At 60.3% G+C, this 15062-nt stretch carries 18 protein-coding genes, 1 tRNA gene and 1 pseudogene; 12 read left to right on the forward strand and 8 right to left on the reverse strand.

Annotation, left to right across the window (positions count from 1 at the left end; genetic code table 11):
• Positions 1-2 precede the first annotated feature (2 nt).
• The 3 genes from IVA98_RS16250 to IVA98_RS16260 form a co-directional block, all read right to left on the reverse strand.
• Positions 3-2171, reverse strand: a complete 2169-nt coding sequence (locus tag IVA98_RS16250; RefSeq protein ID WP_247295807.1) for a xanthine dehydrogenase family protein molybdopterin-binding subunit — start codon at positions 2169-2171, stop codon at positions 3-5.
• A 3-nt stretch (positions 2172-2174) separates the two neighbouring features.
• A complete protein-coding gene (locus IVA98_RS16255) occupies positions 2175-2645 on the reverse strand; it encodes a (2Fe-2S)-binding protein (protein ID WP_247295823.1) in 471 nt (156 codons plus the stop codon).
• A gap of 72 nt (positions 2646-2717) precedes the next feature.
• Positions 2718-3566 (reverse strand): enoyl-CoA hydratase/isomerase family protein, encoded by an 849-nt coding sequence (locus tag IVA98_RS16260; protein WP_247337012.1) that lies wholly within the window; start codon positions 3564-3566, stop codon positions 2718-2720.
• Positions 3567-3851: 285 nt separating this feature from the next.
• Between IVA98_RS16260 and IVA98_RS16265 the strand changes: the two genes are divergently transcribed.
• The 7 genes and pseudogenes from IVA98_RS16265 to IVA98_RS37660 all read left to right on the forward strand — a co-directional run.
• Positions 3852-4076, forward strand: coding sequence for a hypothetical protein (locus tag IVA98_RS16265; protein WP_247295806.1), 225 nt, complete (start codon positions 3852-3854; stop codon positions 4074-4076).
• 40 nt (positions 4077-4116) lie between these two features.
• Positions 4117-4782: a VOC family protein gene (locus tag IVA98_RS16270; protein ID WP_247295804.1), complete on the forward strand. Its 666-nt coding sequence runs from the start codon at positions 4117-4119 to the stop codon at positions 4780-4782.
• Between the two features lie 87 nt (positions 4783-4869).
• Positions 4870-5460, forward strand: coding sequence for an NADPH-dependent FMN reductase (locus IVA98_RS16275; RefSeq protein WP_247337031.1), 591 nt, complete (start codon positions 4870-4872; stop codon positions 5458-5460).
• A 57-nt stretch (positions 5461-5517) separates the two neighbouring features.
• Entirely contained in the window at positions 5518-6228 is a 711-nt protein-coding gene (locus IVA98_RS16280; RefSeq protein WP_247337008.1) for an SDR family NAD(P)-dependent oxidoreductase, read from the forward strand.
• Between the two features lie 47 nt (positions 6229-6275).
• Positions 6276-6509, forward strand: coding sequence for a tautomerase family protein (locus IVA98_RS16285; RefSeq protein ID WP_247295820.1), 234 nt, complete (start codon positions 6276-6278; stop codon positions 6507-6509).
• A 192-nt stretch (positions 6510-6701) separates the two neighbouring features.
• Positions 6702-6938: an NADH-quinone oxidoreductase subunit D-related protein gene (locus tag IVA98_RS37655; RefSeq protein WP_524536382.1), complete on the forward strand. Its 237-nt coding sequence runs from the start codon at positions 6702-6704 to the stop codon at positions 6936-6938.
• Positions 6895-7110 (forward strand): annotated as a pseudogene (locus IVA98_RS37660) (NADH-quinone oxidoreductase subunit D-related protein); the annotation flags it as partial. The gene IVA98_RS37655 and the pseudogene IVA98_RS37660, both read left to right, overlap by 44 nt.
• Before the next feature lie 24 nt (positions 7111-7134).
• Here the strand turns inward: IVA98_RS37660 and glgX are convergent.
• Both glgX and IVA98_RS16300 read right to left on the reverse strand, forming a co-directional pair.
• Positions 7135-9372 (reverse strand): glycogen debranching protein GlgX, encoded by a 2238-nt coding sequence (gene glgX, locus IVA98_RS16295; RefSeq protein WP_247295799.1) that lies wholly within the window; start codon positions 9370-9372, stop codon positions 7135-7137.
• 23 nt (positions 9373-9395) lie between these two features.
• Positions 9396-9677: a DUF3606 domain-containing protein gene (locus IVA98_RS16300; protein ID WP_247295797.1), complete on the reverse strand. Its 282-nt coding sequence runs from the start codon at positions 9675-9677 to the stop codon at positions 9396-9398.
• A gap of 1166 nt (positions 9678-10843) precedes the next feature.
• On the opposite strand from IVA98_RS16300, the gene IVA98_RS16305 reads away from it, so the two are divergent.
• From IVA98_RS16305 to IVA98_RS16315, 3 genes are all read left to right on the forward strand, one after another.
• Positions 10844-11167: a low affinity iron permease family protein gene (locus tag IVA98_RS16305; protein WP_247295818.1), complete on the forward strand. Its 324-nt coding sequence runs from the start codon at positions 10844-10846 to the stop codon at positions 11165-11167.
• Positions 11168-12066: 899 nt separating this feature from the next.
• On the forward strand, positions 12067-12384 hold the full coding sequence (locus tag IVA98_RS16310) for a PilZ domain-containing protein (protein WP_247295795.1): 318 nt from the start codon (positions 12067-12069) through the stop codon (positions 12382-12384).
• A complete protein-coding gene (locus IVA98_RS16315) occupies positions 12384-12638 on the forward strand; it encodes a PilZ domain-containing protein (RefSeq protein WP_247337002.1) in 255 nt (84 codons plus the stop codon). Before IVA98_RS16310 ends, IVA98_RS16315 begins: the two co-directional genes overlap by 1 nt.
• An 18-nt stretch (positions 12639-12656) precedes the next feature.
• Here the strand turns inward: IVA98_RS16315 and IVA98_RS16320 are convergent, their stop codons facing one another.
• The gene (locus IVA98_RS16320; RefSeq protein WP_247295791.1) at positions 12657-12872 is read right to left on the reverse strand and encodes a hypothetical protein; all 216 of its coding nucleotides are present in this window, start codon (positions 12870-12872) and stop codon (positions 12657-12659) included.
• 502 nt (positions 12873-13374) lie between these two features.
• Positions 13375-13497 (reverse strand): hypothetical protein, encoded by a 123-nt coding sequence (locus tag IVA98_RS36970; RefSeq protein WP_256467090.1) that lies wholly within the window; start codon positions 13495-13497, stop codon positions 13375-13377.
• Between the two features lie 668 nt (positions 13498-14165).
• On the opposite strand from IVA98_RS36970, the gene IVA98_RS16325 reads away from it, so the two are divergent.
• Positions 14166-14309: an HNH endonuclease gene (locus IVA98_RS16325; protein ID WP_247355199.1), complete on the forward strand. Its 144-nt coding sequence runs from the start codon at positions 14166-14168 to the stop codon at positions 14307-14309.
• Here the strand turns inward: IVA98_RS16325 and IVA98_RS16330 are convergent, their stop codons facing one another.
• Entirely contained in the window at positions 14310-14753 is a 444-nt protein-coding gene (locus IVA98_RS16330; RefSeq protein ID WP_247355200.1) for a hypothetical protein, read from the reverse strand.
• A gap of 111 nt (positions 14754-14864) precedes the next feature.
• Here IVA98_RS16330 and IVA98_RS16335 point away from each other — a divergent pair.
• Positions 14865-14942, forward strand: a tRNA-Pro gene (locus IVA98_RS16335).
• Positions 14943-15062: the final 120 nt, after the last annotated feature.

Here is a 15062-nt window from a genome sequence, read left to right on the forward strand (position 1 = left end):
CCTCAACCTGGTTGCTTCAGCAAACCGCGATCAACGGGCATTTTCCGCAGACGCTTGCCGGTTGCTGCGAAGATGGCATTGCTGATCGCCGGCACGATCGCTGAGGTGCCGGCCTCGCCCACGCCTCCTGGTGGCTCCGAGCTGTTGACGATATGAACTTCGACCGCTGGGGCTTCGTTCATGCGCAGCATCTGATAAGTGTCGAAGTTCGTCTGTTCGACACGTCCGTTCTTCAGCGTGACCTCGCCGTAGAGCGTGGCTGTGGCGCCAAAGACGATTCCGCCTTGGATCTGAGCCTCGATGGTGTCGGGGTTGATGACGGTGCCGCAATCAACGGCACATACGACTCGCCGTACGCGCACAGCTCCATCCTTCGAGACCTCGACTTCGGCAACTTGCGCCAGGTAGGTACCGAAGGCGGATTGCACCGAGACGCCGCGGCCCATTCCCTTAGGTAAGGGCCGTCCCCAGCCCGCCTTTTCGGCAGCGAGATCGAGCACCGCCCTGGCGCGCGGAGACTTGTCTAGGAGAGCCTTGCGGTAGGCGACCGGATCCTGTTTTGCCGCCGCTGCTAGCTCGTCCATGAAGCTTTCGACCACGAACACCGTATGCGACGGACCGACACTGCGCCAGAACGCGGTCGGAATGCCAGGCGGCTCTACCCTGACATACTCGACGTGAAGGCTCGGTACCCCATAGACGAGATCGATCGCGCCTTCAGTCGAGTCGGGATCGAGGCCATTCCGGAAGGCAGGAGGTAACCAGCGCGCAATCACAGAGGAGCCTGCGAAGCGGTGGCGCCAAGCTACCGGCCTACCTTGATGATCGAGCCCGGCGGTGATCCGGTCGAACCAGTAGGGCCGATACATGTCGTGCTGGATGTCTTCCTCGCGCGTCCAAACCACCTTCACAGGCCCATCCACCTGTTGCGCGATCTGAACGGCACGAATCACGCCATCGGCCTCCAGCCGGCGGCCGAAGCCACCACCGATCAGATGATTGTGAACGATGACTTTTTCGAGCGGCAGGCCGGCAGTCTTCGCCGCGGCGGCTTGCACACGCGCGACCGCCTGGCTACCAACCCAGATTTCACATCCATCCTTGCTGACATGAACCGTGCAATTCATCGGCTCCATCGTGGCATGAGCCAGAAACGGGAGTTGGTACTTCGCCTCGATCCTGGTCGCGGCGCCCGCCAGGGCGGCCTCCGAGTCGCCGATATTCTGCGCGACCGCGCCTGCACCAAGCGTCGCCTGCTCAAGCTCGCGCGCAACCGCTTCAGTCGTGAGCCCGGCGTGGGGACCATCGTCCCATTCAATCTTGAGCGCCTCCAGCCCTTTCTTGGCGGCTCCCATGTGGTCGGCTATGACCGCAACCGCGTCGTCGAGCCTCACGATTTGGCGCACGCCCTTGGCTGCCATGGCTGCCGCATCGTCCACAGTCTTCAGTCGGCCGCCGAACGTCGGCGATTGCGCCAGCGTCGCAAACTTGACCCCGTCCGGTCTTGCGTCGATGCCGTAGACGCCCGTTCCGTTGACCTTTCCCGCTGCGTCGAGACGCTTGGCCGGAGTGCCGATCAGCTTGAATGCTTCGGACGTCTTGAGCATGACACTGGTCGGCACGGGGACCTTCGCTGCGTCAGCTGCGATCTCGCCATATTTCAGGTGGCGCTTTGTCGGGGAGTGAATCACCTCACCGTCTTGCGCGCTGCAGGACTTCGGATCGACACCCCAGCGGCCGGCTGCCGCGGCGATGAGCATGGTCCTTGCGGTGGCTCCCGCTTCGCGCAACGGCTTCCATGCACCGCGTATTGCATTCGAATTACCGGTTGCCTGCACACCGAGCAACGGATTGGCGTAGAGCTTTTCGTTGGGTGGTGCGTGCTCCAGGCGCACCTGCTTGAGGTTCACCTCGAGCTCTTCGGCAATCAGCATGGGAATAGAGGTGTAGGTGCCTTGACCCATCTCCACATAGGGCATCGTCAGAACGACCTGGCCGTCACGCTGAATGCGAATGAACGCGTTCGGAGCGAAGTCGCTGGCGGCAGCGTCGCTTCTGCCGAAAGGCAGGCTCAGGCTCAGCATCAAGCCGCCGCCCGCTGCTCCGGCCGTGGCCAGGAAGCCCCGGCGCGAGAACACGGTGTGGGTCTTACCGGTACGATCGGGGGTCATGGTTCAACCTCCCTTTGCTGTCGATTGCGCGGCGAGCTTGATGGCCTCGCGGATGCGGACGTAGGTGCCGCAACGGCAGATATTGCCGCTCATGGCGTCATCGATGTCGGTATCGGTCGGATGTGGATTGCTCGTCAGGAGCGCAGTAGCGGACATGATCTGTCCCGACTGGCAGTAGCCGCATTGCACGACCTCATGCTCGAGCCACGCCTTTTGAATCTTTGCGCCGGCATCAATCTTGCCGACAGCTTCGATCGTCGTGACCTGCGAGTTGCCGATGCTGTCGACCGGCGTGATGCAGGACCGCGTGGCGACCCCGTCAATGTGAACGGTGCAGGCACCGCAAAGCGCCGCGCCGCAGCCGAATTTCGTGCCGGTCATGCCGAGGACATCTCGCAGTACCCAGAGCAAGGGTGTCTCGCCATCCACATCGGCGCTGCGTGCTGATCCATTGACTTGAATGGTGATGGCCATAGGTGATCTCCATTTGAGTTGCCAGATGAGCGCGCACATGGCGCGCCCGCTTCTTCATCGAGCCGTAGCGTTTCAGCTGCCGAGCTGGCCGACGTAGTGCCCGAGGCGGTTCTCGACATCGCCGGGGCGATGGAAGCCGCGCGCGATCAGCGCCTTGATCCTGGCCTGGGTGGCAGGCCGTCCGAGCGAGGCAATAAAGGCGTCCCACTCTGGTGCGATGTCCGCGTCAGCAGGCAAGCTTGCCTTGTCGACAAGGCGCTTCGTCTCGGCAATCGCATCCTTGTCGAACGAGGCGATCCGCATCGCCAGGGCATCGACGAAGCTGTCGAGTTCGGCGTCAGGAAGCGAGCGGTTGACATATCCGTAACGCTCGGCGAGGTCGCCGCTAACGTCATCCGCGCTGAGCAGGATCTCCAGCGCGCGTCCGCGCCCGACCAGGCGAGGCAATCGCGCCATCGGCCCGCCACCGGGCACGAGGCCGGCACCGACCTCCCATTGGGAAAGAATGGTCTTTTCGCGGCTCGCGAAACGCATGTCGCTCGCCAGCGCGAGCTCGCTGCCGACGCCGGTGGCCCGCCCACGGATCGAGGCGATCGAGACCACCGGCGCGCGGCTGAGCCGCACCAGCATATCCGGAAGAGCTTGCAGGCCGGTCGGTCCGGGCGGAATGCTCGTCGAGTCCTCGAGGGGCGCGAGGAAGTCGTAATGGGTCAGGAAGAACCCCTCGACGGCGCTGTCGAACACAACGACCTTCACCTGCTCATCGGTTTCCAGAGCCGCGATGATCGCATTCAGCTGTGGGATGCTTTCCGGGCCGAAGATGTTCAGCGGCGGATGGTCGAACGTGACCCGCCAGTAAGAGGGCAGGCGACGCTCGAGGCGGATGCGTTGTGCGGTAAGCGTTCTTTCCAGACGGGTCATGGTGCACTCCTTGGTTGCCCGCAAACACTGGCGCAAATGGCGGCAAATGGCCCGTTAGGTGATGTTAAACGCTGTTGGGCAGTCCTGACGGGCAGCAAAGACTCGTGAGTCCAGTTGGTTAAGCGGTGGTCTCTGTGCAGTCCGAGACGCCCCCGACGTTCTCGTTGTCACCGCGCTCTGACGCCGGCCTCTGACGGGGCGAATTCCTGCTGACAACGTCTAACAACGGTTAACGAGCCAACACGCTGGGTCGGGGTGCAGTATGCGACCGAACAGGAGAGCAGCGTGTCTGCCAACAACGAGCGGGAGCAAGAAGATGTCAACCGAGATCAGGCATGGCCGCCGGGATTCTTCGGCACCGCTGCACACGGGATGATGAAGGTGCGCAAGCTGCTCGCCTTTATAGTGCTGGGTGCGAGCCTTCTTCTCATTCTCGTGCAATTCGGTCCCGCGGTCGTCTTCGAGTCAGAAGCGGCCAGCTCAACTCACATGCGCGCTGGGGCCCGATAGCGTGCGTGGAATCTGCCACTACAACATCAAGGAGAGAACCATGACTGTCACTGTCAATCCCGCCAAGGTCCGTGCGGCGGACATGAAGCTCGAGCTAATCGTCATCCCTGTTTCCGATGTGGAGCGCTCCAAGCAGTTCTACGCAGGCCTTGGCTGGCGCCTAGACGCCGATTTCGCCTTCGAGAACGGCTTCCGCATCGTCCAATTCACGCCACCCGGTTCCGCAGCTTCCGTCATCTTCGGCACGGAGGTCACCGGCGCGGCGCCCGGCTCCGCAAAGGGACTTTACTTGATCGTGTCCGATATCGAAGCGGCACGCGAGGAATTACTCAGGCGCGGTGTGAAGGTCAGTGAAACGTTTCACGGCGGCGGTGACGTTTACCGCGGCGCCGACGAGCCGCACCTATTCGGAAGCGTCCGAGTCAGCGGCCCGGATCCCGAACGCCGCAGCTATTTTACCCTGGCCTCATTCAATGATCCGGACGGTAACGGCTGGCTGCTGCAGGAGGTGACGACGCGCCTTCCCGGACGCGTGGAAGGCGACACGACCTTCGCCTCGATGTCCGATGTTGCGGCTGCGCTCCGCCGCGCTGCGGCAGCGCATGGCGAACACGAGAAGCGAACCGGTGAGCACGATGTCAACTGGCCCGACTGGTACGCCGAGTACATCGTCAACGAGCAGGCCGGCAAGCCCCTGCCGCAATAACTGCGACGGCGTCTCCATCATTAGCTGCGGTTCGCCGGCGGCCGGCGAACCGCACGCTCTCTCAATTTCGGCCGCTGGGTGAATGCGATGAATAATCGAATTCTCGTTTTCTATGGCTCCTATAGATCGGACCGAATGGGTATTCGCTTGGCCGAATTCGTCGTCGAGCGGTTGCGGCGCCGCGGCGACGATGTCGAGCTGATCGACGCCAAGACGATCAACCTACCGATGCTCGACCGTATGTACAAAGAGTATCCGAAGGGCGAAGCCCCGGCGGCTCTCGAGCAACTGGCGCAAAAGATTCGCGCCGCTGACGGGTTTGTCTTCGTCACCGGCGAATACAATTGGGGCGTTCAGCCTGGACTGAAGAACCTGACCGACCATTTCCTGGAGGAATGGTTCTGGCGGCCGGCCGCCATCGTCAGCTACTCGGCCGGCCGTTTGTCAGGCGCACGCGCCGGAACTGCGTGGCACGGCACCCTCTCCGAGATGGGGATGGTGGTGATCTCAAGCACGGTTGCTGTCGGTCCAATCGGGCAGGCACTGTCGGCTGAAGGTGAACCCACGGGCGAAGCCGGCGCCGCGCTGGAGCAGGCGTTCCCGCGCTTCGCCAACGATCTGATGTGGTGGGTCGAAGCCGGCAAGGCGCAGCGGCAACGCAAGGCGCCGCCGTACTGATCGAGGATGAACACAGACAATACCAGACCAACTTGACGCAACCTAACGGAGCTAACTATGAGCACTGAACAGAAGGTCGCTATCGTCACCGGTGCGACGCAAGGCATCGGCGCGGATCTCGTCAAGGGATTTCGCGATCGCAACTACCGCATTATCGCCAACTCGCGCTCGATCAAGCCGTCGTCGGATCCGGAGGTTCTAAACGTCGCCGGCGACATCGCCGCCCCCGAGACGGCGGAGCGCATCGTCCGCCAGGGTCTTGATCGCTTCGGTCGCATTGACACTCTGGTCAACAACGCGGGGATCTTCATCGCCAAGCCGTTCGTCGACTACAGCGAAAATGACTACGCCTCGATTGTTGCGATCAACCTGGGCGGGTTCTTCCGCCTCACGAAGCGCGTCGCTTCCGAGATGCTGAAGCGGGGCTCGGGACATGTTGTGCAGATCACGACCAGTCTGGTCGATCATCCCAACAGCAGCGTTCCGTCAGCGCTCGCGGCGATGACTAAAGGCGGACTGAATGCCGCAACCAGGTCGCTTGCCATCGAGTACGCGTCGCGAGGCATCCGGGTCAATGCCGTTTCGCCGGGCATCATTAAGACTCCGATGCACCCAGTGGAAACGCACGCGTTTCTCTCAAAACTACATCCAGTCGGGAGAATGGGAGAGGCGAGCGACGTGGTCGATGCGGTGCTCTATCTGGAGAACGCAGCCTTCGTCACTGGCGAGATCCTGCACGTCGATGGCGGGCAAAGCGCTGGCCACTAACGCGCACCTATCGCGACGTCAAATTGCTCTAGGGAAAGGATATGACCATGCCGATTGTGACGATACAGGTTACGCGTGAGGGCACTACGACTGGCGTCCAGTCCGTCTCCGCGACCGAAAAGGCCGCGCTGATCAAGGGCGCGAGCGAGCTGCTGTTCGATGTGCTGAAGAAGCCGCTTGAGTCAACATTCGTGATCATTGACGAAGTCGATACGGACAACTGGGGCTGGGGTGGGCTTCCTGCGCTTGAATATCGAAAGAAGCTCGCAAAGGAGCGATGAGCTTCCCTCGAGTGTCGAGAAACTGTAGAAACGCTTTCTGTCCCACCTTCCCTAAGTGTTTGATTTGCCTCGGAACTTAAAGTGCCCTAGGGAGCGCCAGCAATCTCAGGCACTTAGGCGCAAAAGACTCATGCTGTTCTAGGAGCGTGCCTCCGGGAGCCGGATGCATACAAACGATTCCGTCCAGGCGGCGTGCATCAGGACCTTCCGCCCAAGCTGATCGATGACAGCGAGGCCTGGTGCGATCCATTCCTGCGTGTCGTCGACGACCTGGACTCGTTGCTCTCGCTCAACCGGATCTTCAAGGCGGGCAACGTGGGTATCGACAGAGTGGCGCTCGTGCAGGCATCGGCATGGGGATTCTCGGGCATAAGGTTTTCATCTTCCTGCCGGCGAGATCTACGTCGCAGTCGAAGCACTCAAAGGTGAGTTCGGCGTGTTCCTCGTCTCGGACGGGACTAACAAAGCCTACAAGTGCAAGATCCGGTCGCCGGGATTTGCCCATCTGCGCGATGGACTTCCTGTGCAAGGGCCACTTGCTCGCCGACGTCTCGGCGACCTCGGATCGCTGGACATCGTGTTCGGCGAGGTGGACCGCTGAGCGGCGGTGTCGAGGCTCATGAATCTAGCGAGATAGAGGCGTGTCAGCGATGTCTAACAGCGCGCCGAGACCGTGCCGCAGGCGGCGCGTTGCGAGGTTATCGTTGGCAAGCCCAAACACCAACAAGGATCGCCCGGTCACCGCGTAAGCGTGCCCGAACTCGAACTCGACCATGCGCGCGTCCGGCTGGTTGGTGTCGATCAGGCCTAGCCAACTGAGCCCGTCGGCGACGGCCGGCAAGATGAAGTTTACGACGTCATGGTGCGCGTTATAGACCAGTAGCAGGGTCGCATCCGAGCCACGGCGTTTGATTCCGGTCTCCTGGGCGCGTCCGTCAAGCAGCATCCCCAAGCACTTGGCGTTGCCGTCCTCCCATTGGTCCGTCATCATCTCCTCGCCGGTTGGAGACAGCCAGGTCACGTCGTTCACGTCGAGCTCCTCGTTGTGAGAGCCGACCAGGAAGCGGCTGCGGTAGAGAATGGGAAATGCCTTGCGTGTAGCGATCAGCTTTCGCACAAATTCGCGAAGGTTGCGGCCGTTAGCGGTCATGCCCATCCAGTCAAGCCAGGTGGTCTCGTTGTCCTGGGAGTAGGCGTTGTTGTTGCCCTTCTGGGTATGTCCGAACTCGTCGCCGCCGAGCAGCATGGGTGTACCATGGGAGAGCAGCATCGTCCCGAACAGATTCCGTTTCTGGCGCTCGCGTAGCGCGGTGATCGCGGGATCGTCGGTCGGACCCTCGACCCCGCAGTTCCAGGAATGATTGTTGCTCTGGCCGTCGCGGTTCTCCTCGCCATTCGCCTCGTTGTGCTTGTCGTTGTACGCGACGAGATCGTTGAGGTTGAAGCCGTCATGGGCCGTCACGAAATTCACACTGGCCCATGGCCGCCGTCCGCGCTTGTTGAAGAGATCGCCCGATCCTGAGATACGCTTGGGAAAGTCGGCAATCGTGCCGGGATCGCCCTTCCAGAAGGCACGCACAGTGTCCCTGAATTTGTCGTTCCACTCCGCCCATCCCGGCGGAAATTGGCCGACCTGATAGCCGCCCGGTCCGATGTCCCAAGGCTCGGCGATCAGCTTGACGCTGGAGAGTACAGGATCCTGGCGGCATGCATCGAGGAAGCCGCCGCCTTCGTCAAAGCCATAGGGCTCCCGCGCCAGGATAGTGGCTAGATCGAAACGGAAGCCGTCGACCCGCATCTCGCTGGCCCAATAGCGCAAAGAATCGGCGACCAGCTGGAGCACGCGCTGGTGCGAGAGGTTCACCGTATTTCCGGTGCCCGTGTCGTTGATGTAGTAGCGCTTCTGGTCCGGCAGCAGGCGGTAATAGCTGGCATTGTCGATGCCCTTGAATGACAGGGTCGGGCCGAGCTCGTTCCCCTCCGCAGTGTGATTGTAGACGACGTCAAGAATGACCTCGATGCCATGGGCATGGAACTGGTTAACCATAGTCTTGAATTCGTTCGCGAGCGGCGCCTTGAGATACCGTGGCTCCGGTGCAAAGAAGGCAATGGAATTGTACCCCCAATAGTTGCGAAGGCCCTTCTCCACCAGATAACCGTCGTCGACGAAAGCATGGATCGGCAACAGCTCGGCGCTGGTTATGCCAAGCGAGCGCAAATAAGAGGGAATTTCAAAGTGCGCCAACCCTGAGAATGTGCCGCGGTCTGCTTCAGGAACCAGTGGATGCGTCTGCGTAAAGCCCTTCACGTGCATTTCGTAAATAATAGTACGCTCCCACGGCACTTCCGGCTTGCGCGCCACGCCCCAGGTAAAGGCGGGGTCGATGACGCGGCATTTCTGCATCAGCGACGCGCTGTCGCGTTCGTCGTAGGAGAGATCTTTGTCAGCATGGTCGAGCTGGTAGCCGAACAGCTCAGACCCCCAGCGCAACTGGCCGACCAATTGTCTCGCATAAGGATCTAGCACGAGCTTGTTGGGATTGAAGCGGTGTCCCGCGTCGGGTTCATAAGGACCGTGGACGCGGTAGCCGTAGACGGTGCCGGGACGGGCGGAGGGAAGATAGCCGTGCCAAACTTCGTCGGTGTATTCCGGAAGTTCGATACGCTCCAGTTCGGTCTCGCCGGTGTCATCGAACAGGCAAAGCTCGACCTTGGTGGCGTGAGCCGAAAACAGCGCGAAGTTGACGCCGAGCCCATCCCAGGTGGCGCCGAGCGGAAACGGCCTGCCTTCTGTGATCCGGGAGCGGCGCAGGCTCGAGGCCGTCCGCGTCAGGGCTTCATCCGAACGCGCTGATTGATCCATGTCCGCCCCCAAGAGGAATCTATTTAAGAAACCGGCGCGGTTGGCAAAGGCTCGGTTGCTGTTTGCTCCGTGCCGGGCGCGCAGGCGACCACGGCGGCAGGAAGCGCATCGGCGGCCTGCGTTGCCACGCTGGCCTTCTGCAGCGTCGCTTCCTTGCTGATCGCCGAAATGGAATTTCCGATCCGACCGACGATCGCGATCAGTTCGGCGTCAGAAAGGCGTAGTCGCTTTCTGACGTGGCGCACCTGGGTACGATCCGTCAGGTCCAGCTTGTTGCGGATGGGTTGTGGCTTCGAGCGTTGCATGGCGACGGCTCCTGTCTATCGGAGCAACCAGCGGCCGGTCCTTCTGTTCCAGAAATCGCTTGCTGAATGCAACAAGGCGCACTGGTCGGCCCGCCCCCTTGTTCGATGCTTTGGGCAGGCCGCGCATGACTTCGCTGAACGGCCCAACTGAAGACGTGGTCCATGGCGGCCCGGTGCATTGTGGCGAGCATTGCCGAGCGCGAACTAGTTATCCCATCATTGATTCGAGGAAAGGACCTGTGGCGATCACGTGCCGGCCCGACCACCGACTTTTTTCCAGATGATATCGTCGTTCGGGTTCATCACGAGAACTGACCGGCGTGGAAACTGCCATTCAGGCCATGGGAGTTCTCGCCGCGGGTTTGACGTCTCTGTCTTACTTGCAGCAAGTGCGTAAAGCACGTGCGCCTGGTTCGACCGAGGACCTTTCCCTGAAGATGCTGGTCGCGCTCGCCAGCGGGCTATCCTCTGGATTGCTTATGGGTTCTTGAAGCGAGACTGGATCATCGTCCTCGAACGTGGTCGGAGCGGTGCTTGCGCTTACGTTGATCGCGTTAAATCAGCGACATGAGAAGATCCAACCATCGCGCTGGTGACTTCCGGGTGGAAATGGACGTGCTTGGCATCGCCTATCACCAGTTCTCACACGAGCATACTCCCCGCGGCACCGGAGCGCCTAACACAACCACATCGACGTTCACCAACGGCGTTACCACGATCACACAACAACCGATGCCACGGCCAATGTGATCCACCGTGAAATCGACAACGCGGATGGAACGCGCGAGTTTGAGATCTATCAACTTGCCGACCACCCCTTTTCGGGGACTGACCGGATGTCGACGCCAGTGGCAATGTCCCATCGACAACTTTAACGGATGGAACGATTTATCTGTTGGGCATTGATATTCTTAACGCCGACGGGTCGACCACAGGCTACGACGAGCCATACCAGATTCGGCGCTTGCTGAAGAAAAAGCGGCGCTCGATTCCTTCGCCTCGAGGCTTACGAACCGGCAGTTGGCGGTCTGGAGCCCGATCTGATCCACCCATCCAGGCAGGTGGAACAACCGCGCGCGCTTAATGAGCCCTTGACGCTTTTGCGCAATGGATCGCGAGTTGTAGAGCTTTCTGGAACCGACCAAAGCAGCGCCACGTTGATCGTCATGGCGCTGAAGGAAATCCGAGGCTGGTTGACCAACATAGGCGTGCTGGCCTCGCGGCCAGCCGCGTTCGTGGTGTTTCTCGCTTATGCCGCGCTTTGGTTCGCCTTCGGCAATGGCCTAGAGTGGCATTCGCTTGCCACTCTCGCGACCTGGGGAATGACCCTCGTGATCCAGCGCGCCGAGCACCGCGACACGCAAGCCATTCATGCGAAGCTCGACGAGCTGCTGAAGGTTCACGGCGATGCCAAAAACTCCCTTATGAACATCGATGACAAGGACGCTGAGGAAGTCGAGCGGGAACGAGCCCAGGCGCGTGCGTCGTGAGCCCTGGCGGTCTGACCACGTTGAATGCTCCTCCTTCCTGGTTCCAGAATTAACTCGCCACCGCGACATCAAGCTTAATTCCAGAGGTTGATTGCACCGAAGCTGCGGAGCGCTAGCTTCTTATGGCCGGACATTGCCCTTGGTCCGGGTCCCCAATGGCGGAGCCGTCGCGCCATTATATTCGACGCGGCGGCTTCGTTTGATTGCAGGCCATTGTATTTGAAACAGCAGTCAGACGGCGGAAAACTTGACCTTATCGAGATGCGTCGGCAACTCACGGTCCTGCGCTCACAGCACTCGGAAAACCTTGCGATAGCATCGCTACTGAACCGCTTCCTCGTGAAGGTTGCATTCCTCTCGGAGCCTACAGACCCGAAGCACGAACAGCATCTCCAATCTGAGTTTGCACAGACGCTGAAGAAGGTGGAGGCGATCACCTCGCGCAGGTCATTAGCGAAGCGACCAGTCACCACTAACCGACCCAAGTAACACTAACGATCGTATCTCATTGCGCTTGCCGGCGGGCGCGCCGATGCCGGATGCAGTCGCGAAGTCGCCCTTGTTCGCGTACTGGCGTCTTCGCGGCGAGGGGGCGCCGGCCCTTCGGCCGGCGGCCCCGCCCAGTGCTAGGATTGATGCTGGCGGCCATGCGACGAAGCGCGGTCGGGAGCGTAGTCTCCGGGCGGGCGGGCCTCATAAGCGGGTTTTCCGCTTCGCCGTCAGCTTCGCGCGTTGAGCCGGCGGCTCATCGTAGGCATCAACCGAGCCGGGCAGTCAGCGATAGCGCGCTACCCAGACGCGCGTGTTGGGCGCTCGCAGCGGCCCAACTGTTCGTTCACAGACCGTCAACGCTCTTGCCTTACTCTGAGCGGCTGCCCGAAGGCCACACGGGGTGGTTCATGAGTGAGGCGGAACAACGATCCGACAGGCGCGTCGTCTTCGAACGGCCAATCGAAGCGCGGTTGATGGCGATCGACGGCACATGGCAGCGCGCCTCCAAAATTCATGATGTTTGCGAATTTGGCGCAAAGCTAGTGATTGACGGTGCGGTGACAGGTATCGGCCAGAAGGAATTTTTCCTCGTACTGTCGCCGATCGGATTAGCCTACCGACACTGCGAGCTCTCCTGGGTCAACGGAGAGTTCGCCGGCGTTCAATTCATCAATCGCGGTCGAGTTTCGAAGAGAGCGCGACGCGGCGAAACGCTGGTGAAGTGATGACAACCGATCGTCGCAGACAGGAGCGCAGCGAAGTCGACGAGGTTGCGTACATTTCAGGTGACGGATCAAGCCTTCGCTGTCGGGTGCGGAACATCTCCGATTATGGCGCTGCTATCGAGCTGCCGGACAGCCGCTTTATGAGAGCGCGGTTTACTCTGATGCTCGAGTGCAGTCGCATGGTCAGGGAGTGCCGCTTGATCTGGTCAATGGGTAACCGGATCGGAGTGGAGTTCGTTCGTGAAGGCGAATAGACCAGCGGCGTCGTGGCGTCAGGCCGACATCGGGCGGTTTTTCAGCTCGATCATTGCGCGACGCGCAACCGCGGTCAGTTCACCGAGAGAAACGTGACCTGCCTGCGCAGCCTGGATCAACTGCTCTGCGATGAACTTGCGGCTATCATGATCTCCGCCGTTCGGAAGCTCTCGGCACACTTGCTCGAGGATAACATCCATATTGGCCTGCGTGCGCGAGCTGAGTTCGCCCATGTCTCCCTCCGGGCTTTAAGGAAGTGCACAGCATGCCGCCTCGGAGCTCACGCACAACAGCAAAGCGGCAAGAGCGTTAACACCAGCTGCCGTCCACGTCGCAGACGGGGAGCACTGTTCAGAAACCATCTACATGAAGATCGCCTCTGCAATGTTCAAAATTGAACATTGGCCCCTCGCCCGTGCCGACTATCGTCTGTCGCATCCGGTTTGGCTTCGCCTCCGTTTCCGGTCAGGGCGGCTTCGGCTTACCCATCCCAAGATGCGCGGGAGCCGCCCGTCCTATTCACCGCGGAACATCTTAAGGGCGCCTGAGTTGCAGGTCCAACTTTAGGCGTGCGAGTGGCGGCTGTGAGGCGAGGTGATCCATCATACATCGCGATCGGCGTAGCCATATTCGTTGTGCTCCTGATCTGGGTCGGCTGGATTGCCACCTCTCCTGCTGCCTGAGCCGCTCGAGCGGCGCTCGGCCACACGCACCCATCACAGAACTGACTGCAGTTCAGAACACCGTCGCGACGCACTCCAGCAGCTCCTCCCAGTCGTCAGGCTCATAAGCGGCCATCTGAAAGTTTCCGACCATCACCAACCGCAGCTCAAGAACCGTCAGGCCCAGGCGGCGCACCTGAATTCGCGAGAACTCGTCCGGGGGCGCCTTGGGCCGGAACAGCGTAACGAGAGAGCCTGAGACCTCTCGCTGATCGTCTCGGAAGCTGCTTCTTCATCCTCGATCCCGATGACACAACAGATGTGCTCGAACCGGAGAATATCGTACGCCATCCGGCCCAGCTTTTTGGCTCGCTTCAATCTGCTCTGGCGATCGATCGCTCTCATTGGCGGTTCTCGTCGTGGGAGGAGCGGCGGCTCGCACCGCCGCTCCTATTGGCCTTGATCTCCTTTTCGCGTCTCACCCTCAGTTTGAGCCGTACTCGCGGAGAGGCGCCCTTCGCGCGAAGGCGTACGTCTGGATGGTGTGGGGAGAGGCAGCAACCGAAGGCCTCGGGGATCGCCGGGCACGGCGATCGGCTGTTCGTGGTCCAGACGTGTCCCTTGAGCAACCGCTGTTATGTCGCAATCAGCGAGAGTGCAAATAGCGAAAGTAGCAATGCCGGCGGCATCGCATTCGATGTCCTTTCCGAGAGGTATCCCTCGCATCGGCGAAGTGGCTAGGGAGGCGTTTCACTTGATGGAATTTGCGGACTGAAGATGCTCGTAGGTCGGCTAAAATGGTAGCGGCGCGAAGCAAAAGACTGCGCCGGTACCGCCAAACGAACACCTGGCTCGAGGGAACAAATGACCAAGGCTTTCAGCGGCAGCCACAAGCTGCCCGTCTATCACGGCGGCACAGACGAGATCAGTAACATCCAGGCAGAATGTTATGAATGCAATTTCGGAAAGAATGCAGGAGCTCTAAAGGGAGGCGCGGCACAGAGCTAATCAGGACAGCGCCGTTGCCATCCCCCAGCTGAACACCGGCCACGAACCGCCGATTGCTTCCTCCACGGTGAAATGAAACTGCTTCAGGCGTTTCGCTTCCAGCATCGCAAGCACGTCCGAAAATTGTCCTCTGGTGACTTCGAGCGACAAGTGCAGCGAAGGAAGGTGCTCTGCCTTGAAAAGATGACCTGCGTCCGGATGCTCGGTTTTCATTGGAGTTGGCGTCATGATCATGATGACACCTGGCCAAGTGAAGCGTCCGCTCGGCATCGTGAGAGCTGCGGGCATTATCATGTACGTGAATTCGACCGACTGCCTCGGCGGCCCTGGCTGAACAACCTGACCGAAGTTGACGGTACAGCCGTCAAGAATTTCACCGCGCCAGTCGCCCGGCTCAACGTCTGGCAGTTTCAACGCTGGCTTTCGCTTTGCGTTGCTTTTCATCACGCCCTCCTCGCTGGGCTGAATGGGAGCAGGGCGAATGCAGACCGGGCTTGGCCAGAGTTTGGCCTGCCGCGGCGAAGCCAGCCGGCGTATGTCACGTGGCTAGGCATCCGGGGCATAGCGCAGTCTGGCAGCGCGGAAATTTCGGGAACTTCGGGTCGCAGGTTCAAATCCTGTTGGTCCTTGCCAGCCGATCTGCTATAGCAGATCAGGTATGGGGGAGTGATCTATTCTTATAGATCAAGCTTGCAATCAGCTTCGGATTTTGATATATAAAAATATATCAAATAATCGATCTGATATGTAGAG

The organism is Bradyrhizobium sp. 160 (assembly GCF_023073735.1).
In the GTDB taxonomy this organism is placed as follows: Bacteria; Pseudomonadota; Alphaproteobacteria; order Rhizobiales; family Xanthobacteraceae; genus Bradyrhizobium.

Excerpts from the sequence above, each read along its gene's own strand:
- IVA98_RS16250 (WP_247295807.1), bottom strand. The coding sequence starts at position 2,171 with ATGACCCCCGATCGTACCGGTAAGACCCACACCGTGTTCTCGCGCCGG.
- IVA98_RS16255 (WP_247295823.1), bottom strand. The coding sequence starts at position 2,645 with ATGGCCATCACCATTCAAGTCAATGGATCAGCACGCAGCGCCGATGTG.
- IVA98_RS16260 (WP_247337012.1), bottom strand. The coding sequence starts at position 3,566 with ATGACCCGTCTGGAAAGAACGCTTACCGCACAACGCATCCGCCTCGAG.
- IVA98_RS16270 (WP_247295804.1), top strand. The coding sequence starts at position 4,117 with ATGACTGTCACTGTCAATCCCGCCAAGGTCCGTGCGGCGGACATGAAG.
- IVA98_RS16275 (WP_247337031.1), top strand. The coding sequence starts at position 4,870 with ATGAATAATCGAATTCTCGTTTTCTATGGCTCCTATAGATCGGACCGA.
- IVA98_RS16280 (WP_247337008.1), top strand. The coding sequence starts at position 5,518 with ATGAGCACTGAACAGAAGGTCGCTATCGTCACCGGTGCGACGCAAGGC.
- IVA98_RS16285 (WP_247295820.1), top strand. The coding sequence starts at position 6,276 with ATGCCGATTGTGACGATACAGGTTACGCGTGAGGGCACTACGACTGGC.
- glgX (WP_247295799.1), bottom strand. The coding sequence starts at position 9,372 with ATGGATCAATCAGCGCGTTCGGATGAAGCCCTGACGCGGACGGCCTCG.
- IVA98_RS16300 (WP_247295797.1), bottom strand. The coding sequence starts at position 9,677 with ATGCAACGCTCGAAGCCACAACCCATCCGCAACAAGCTGGACCTGACG.
- IVA98_RS16305 (WP_247295818.1), top strand. The coding sequence starts at position 10,844 with ATGGCGCTGAAGGAAATCCGAGGCTGGTTGACCAACATAGGCGTGCTG.
- IVA98_RS16310 (WP_247295795.1), top strand. The coding sequence starts at position 12,067 with ATGAGTGAGGCGGAACAACGATCCGACAGGCGCGTCGTCTTCGAACGG.
- IVA98_RS16315 (WP_247337002.1), top strand. The coding sequence starts at position 12,384 with ATGACAACCGATCGTCGCAGACAGGAGCGCAGCGAAGTCGACGAGGTT.
- IVA98_RS16320 (WP_247295791.1), bottom strand. The coding sequence starts at position 12,872 with ATGGGCGAACTCAGCTCGCGCACGCAGGCCAATATGGATGTTATCCTC.
- IVA98_RS16325 (WP_247355199.1), top strand. The coding sequence starts at position 14,166 with ATGACCAAGGCTTTCAGCGGCAGCCACAAGCTGCCCGTCTATCACGGC.
- IVA98_RS16330 (WP_247355200.1), bottom strand. The coding sequence starts at position 14,753 with ATGAAAAGCAACGCAAAGCGAAAGCCAGCGTTGAAACTGCCAGACGTT.